General features: G+C 38.6%; 6 protein-coding genes. 2 read left to right on the forward strand and 4 right to left on the reverse strand.

What is annotated here, in order from left to right:
- Positions 1-129: 129 nt before the first annotated feature.
- The gene (locus tag AAF462_10720) at positions 130-480 is read right to left on the reverse strand and encodes a DUF2007 domain-containing protein (GenBank protein MEM7009596.1); all 351 of its coding nucleotides are present in this window, start codon (positions 478-480) and stop codon (positions 130-132) included.
- A gap of 254 nt (positions 481-734) precedes the next feature.
- On the opposite strand from AAF462_10720, the gene AAF462_10725 reads away from it, so the two are divergent.
- Positions 735-1,208 (forward strand): Crp/Fnr family transcriptional regulator, encoded by a 474-nt coding sequence (locus AAF462_10725; protein MEM7009597.1) that lies wholly within the window; start codon positions 735-737, stop codon positions 1,206-1,208.
- Here the strand turns inward: AAF462_10725 and AAF462_10730 are convergent.
- Genes AAF462_10730 through AAF462_10740 form a run of 3 tightly spaced genes read right to left on the reverse strand, consistent with a single transcriptional unit; the run spans position 1,205 to position 2,952 of the window.
- Positions 1,205-1,609, reverse strand: coding sequence for an iron-sulfur cluster assembly scaffold protein (locus AAF462_10730; protein ID MEM7009598.1), 405 nt, complete (start codon positions 1,607-1,609; stop codon positions 1,205-1,207). The genes AAF462_10725 and AAF462_10730 overlap by 4 nt on opposite strands.
- 1 nt (position 1,610) lies before the next feature.
- Positions 1,611-2,072 carry a SufE family protein gene (locus AAF462_10735; GenBank protein MEM7009599.1) on the reverse strand — a complete coding sequence of 154 codons (462 nt, stop codon included), beginning with the start codon at positions 2,070-2,072 and terminating at the stop codon, positions 1,611-1,613.
- 37 nt (positions 2,073-2,109) lie between these two features.
- Complete coding sequence (locus tag AAF462_10740; protein ID MEM7009600.1) at positions 2,110-2,952, reverse strand: sulfurtransferase; 843 nt, start codon at positions 2,950-2,952, stop codon at positions 2,110-2,112.
- A gap of 347 nt (positions 2,953-3,299) precedes the next feature.
- Here AAF462_10740 and AAF462_10745 point away from each other — a divergent pair, with 347 nt between their 5' ends.
- Positions 3,300-3,743 carry a CBS domain-containing protein gene (locus AAF462_10745; GenBank protein MEM7009601.1) on the forward strand — a complete coding sequence of 148 codons (444 nt, stop codon included), beginning with the start codon at positions 3,300-3,302 and terminating at the stop codon, positions 3,741-3,743.
- Positions 3,744-3,826: the final 83 nt, after the last annotated feature.

Below are 3,826 nucleotides of genomic sequence, written 5' to 3' on the forward strand. Positions count from 1 at the left end.
ATCCTTAATTTGACTTATTGTTTTCTTAATCAGAAATTCATAAAAATTAGAGACGGTATTTATACCTGTAAATTTTAAAGAACACAATACTTGATCAATAAAAGAATAAAATTTCTTTCAACTCAGCCCTCAATCATCCTGCGTTTTCTTTGGTTTTTTGCTCTTCGATCTAGGGTCATAGAGCCCGAGAGTTACAAATGTGAGTATATTCTGAACCAATTCAGATAAGCCCGGAGGTCCTTTTTCCTTGAAATCTGGAAACTCAGCGTCTTTTATAACACTCTTAATTACTTCTTTTGCTTCCTCATAATAATCCTCTGGAACCATGATAGTTTTGGCGTTAAAGAAATTCATATAGGCACCAGAGTAGAGCGAGCCAAAATTGTCATTCAGCACGTAGAAAGGTATTTCGTCTGCTTCAAGAATACTCTTTATGAACACTAGTTCCGACTCGTCTGATGGTATGTAGAGTTTTTTCATAATAATTTTGACACCATTTAAGTCGCGTTTGGGTCTAACAGTAATATTGACATATTTTTTAGAATTCGCTATCTATCTCAAGGATACAAGACAATTAGCTGCGCTGTGCCTATATGACTATGTAGTTAAATAGTGGCAGCTGCAGATTGATAATAGCAAACCTATTATTTTAATATTGCTCACATAAGTTCTATAGCACAGATGCGCAATCGTGATATAATAGTATTATTAATAATTAAGCGCTGGAGGAAGCTATGCCAACACTCGAATCCATCATTAGTGAACACTACTGTTTTAAAGGACTAGACAAGAATTATCTCGACATAATAATAGAGAAAGCCTCTGACGTAAGCTTCGACACTGGTGAGATGATTTTTGGCGAGAATGAAAAGGCAGAGAGGTTTTATATTCTTCAAGAAGGGATAGTTGCTCTAGAGACAACTCTTGCGCCAGATAGGGATCCTATCACAATTCAGATGCTCGGAGAGGGTGATATACTTGGATGGGGATGGCTGTTCCCTCCTTACAAAGCTCACTTTGACTCCAAGGCTGTTGCACCCACAAAAGCTGTTTCATTAGACGGTAAATTTATTTTAGAGCAATGCGAGAAGGATCATGATCTGGGATACGAGCTTCTAAAAAGATTTGCATTTATAATGCAGCAACGTCTTCAGGCGGTAAGGCTTCAAAACCCAAACATGTATGTGGTAAAATCAAAATCGGATTAATTATTGGAATTAGCTATATTCTCTTTTTGACTAAATTTGCTGATAGCCTTTTTTAATGTGTTAAACCCAAGCCTTGCACACTGAGGTCGAGTAGATACCATTTTCTTGCCTAAAAGCTCTGTTACATATTCTGCTGATAAATCATTTAATTCGCTAACCTTCATGCCCTTAATTTTTTCGAGCAATATTGAAGCTCCAGCTTGACTCAGCATACACCCATCAGCAGAAAAGCTAACATCTCTTACATTGTTATCTGAATCCACATTTAGATATATCTTGAGGATATCGCCGCAACCCGGATTTCCGCCTTCTTCAATAACGTCGGCATCTGAAATCTCGCCGTAATTTCTTGGATTTTCATAGTGGTCTAGTACTAGCTTAAGGATTTGTTCTTGGTTCATGTTAACTAAGCCCGCTTACTTCCTTAACGCTGCTTTTTATACGGTTGTATACAGCGCTTAGACCAAACATTCTGCGGGTACCCAACTTTTGATCAAGCCCAAGATCATGGACTAAATTTTGAGGGGCAGAAAGTACTTCTTGAGGCGTGGCGCCGTTGAACGAGTCCACTAATAGGCTTACAAACCCTCTTACTGTCGGGGATTCTTCAGGCACATCAGCATCTATATGAACTTTATCATCGTTTACTTCTATCCACACAAAGACAGGCGTCTCGCACTCTGGAACTCTGTTAAAACCTTGGTCTCTTTGCTCTACATATTTCTCGGGCAAAGCAGGCAAACTCTCTGAGTAATCAAGGAGCATTGCCAATGTTTCTTGATAGTCCGCAATCTGAAACGCATCAATAATTTCTTGTATCTTAGCCATAAAATTAAAATGAAAAAGGGATGCTATGACCAGCACAGCACCCCTTGATTAGTTTTTTATTTGATAATAAATACTACTTTTCTATTGGAGCTTTTACAAGATTGCCCCACTCAGTCCATGAACCGTCATAATTCCTTACGCCCTCAAAACCTAATAAATATGTAAGAACAAACCACGTGTGAGATGACCTCTCTCCTATTCTGCAATATGCGATAATGTCATCTCCCTCTTTTAGACCTTTGTCATCCATATAGATTGCTTTAAGCTCATCAGCAGATTTAAAGGTGCCGTCTTCATTGGCAGCAGTTGCCCATGGCACATTTGCCGCCCCAGGAATATGTCCGCCTCTAAGAGCGCCTTCCTGAGGGTATGCTTCCATATGAAGAAGCTCGCCGGAAAATTCTTTGGGTGATCTAACATCAATAAGCGGATTTCCTGAGCCAATGTGGCCTACAACATCATCTCTAAAGGCTCTGATTGCCTCGTTAGTTCCAGATACTTTGTAGTCTGTTTTAGGAAAATCAGGCACGTCTTTTGTTATTGGCCTTTCCTCTTCAATCCACTTTTGTCTCCCGCCGTTCATGATAAGACATTTTTCATGTCCGAAGAGCTTAAATACCCACATGGCGTAGCAAGCCCACCAATTGCTCTTATCACCATAAAAAACTATGGTTGAGTCGTTGGATATGCCCTTATCTGAGAGCAACTGTTCGAACTTTTCCTTGTCTATATAGTCTCTTACAAGCTGATCCTGAAGGTCTGTCTGCCAGTCAATTTTTATTGCATTCTCTACATGTCCGACTTCATATAATAGTACGTCTTCATCAGATTCTACGATCTTGATGTTAGGGTCATTTAAATTATCAGCAACCCACTGCGTGCTTACTAATACGTCTGGGTGTACATATTCTGCCATCTAATTCCTCCTGATATAATTTTATATTTTTAGATGTGAAAAACATCAATTTGTTTCAAAACCCACAGCAATATTCTATTTGCTAGGTTCTGATATTGCAAGTTATTTTAGATTTATACGCGTACCCTTCATAAAAAATTAATATTGGCCTGAAAGGTAAACAAAATCTGTATGTTGTTAGCTTTAGAACCGGCAAAAATTAAGGCCTTCATACATAGATACTTTTATGATATTATTTTGATTGGTTGGGAATTTCAGATTATTACAATGTCAGTTATATTGTTAACTGTGATCAATATTGTTAATAAGAATTCTGAACTGAATCTACAAACAGGAGGTACGCATCCATGCTGGAAGATTTAAAAGTTCGTGATTTAATAGGCGCAAGGGACAGAGTTTTCTTTGTGGATGCTAAAGATACTGCTAACGTTGCAGCTCTTAAGCTCAGAAACTTTAAAGTCAGGACAACCGGCGTTATGAGTGACGGCGAGATTGTAGGCGTAGTTGGTCACACTGATTTTTCAACAAAAGTTGTTGCGCTGGGCAAAAAGCCAACTGAAGTAAAAGTGTCAGAGATTATGAGCACAAAACTTCATACAGTTAAGCTAGATACCTCAATACTAGCTTGTATGGATATGATGAACGAGCACAGTATATCTCACCTATTCATATTAGATGATGAAGGTCAGTATTACGGTATGGTCGCTTGGAGCGATCTTCAGAGAAGATTGGTAACAGAGCTAAAGTATCAGCTCAAGATGGCTCAAGATTACGCTTTTGGCCCGTACTAACCAAAATCACATAAGAGGATTATATGTCAGAGAAAGAAACTCCTGAAACAGTAGAAGAGCAAGCTTCTGAAGAAGTTGAAGCA

It is taken from the genome of Thermodesulfobacteriota bacterium (genome assembly GCA_039028315.1).
In the GTDB taxonomy this organism is placed as follows: domain Bacteria; phylum Desulfobacterota_D; class UBA1144; order Nemesobacterales; family UBA2774; genus CR02bin9.

Bases quoted from the DNA above. Each gene is read 5' to 3' on its own strand.
- AAF462_10725 (MEM7009597.1), top strand. From the start codon at position 735: ATGCCAACACTCGAATCCATCATTAGTGAACACTACTGTTTTAAAGGA.
- AAF462_10745 (MEM7009601.1), top strand. From the start codon at position 3,300: ATGCTGGAAGATTTAAAAGTTCGTGATTTAATAGGCGCAAGGGACAGA.
- AAF462_10740 (MEM7009600.1), bottom strand. From the start codon at position 2,952: ATGGCAGAATATGTACACCCAGACGTATTAGTAAGCACGCAGTGGGTT.
- AAF462_10720 (MEM7009596.1), bottom strand. From the start codon at position 480: ATGAAAAAACTCTACATACCATCAGACGAGTCGGAACTAGTGTTCATA.
- AAF462_10730 (MEM7009598.1), bottom strand. From the start codon at position 1,609: ATGAACCAAGAACAAATCCTTAAGCTAGTACTAGACCACTATGAAAAT.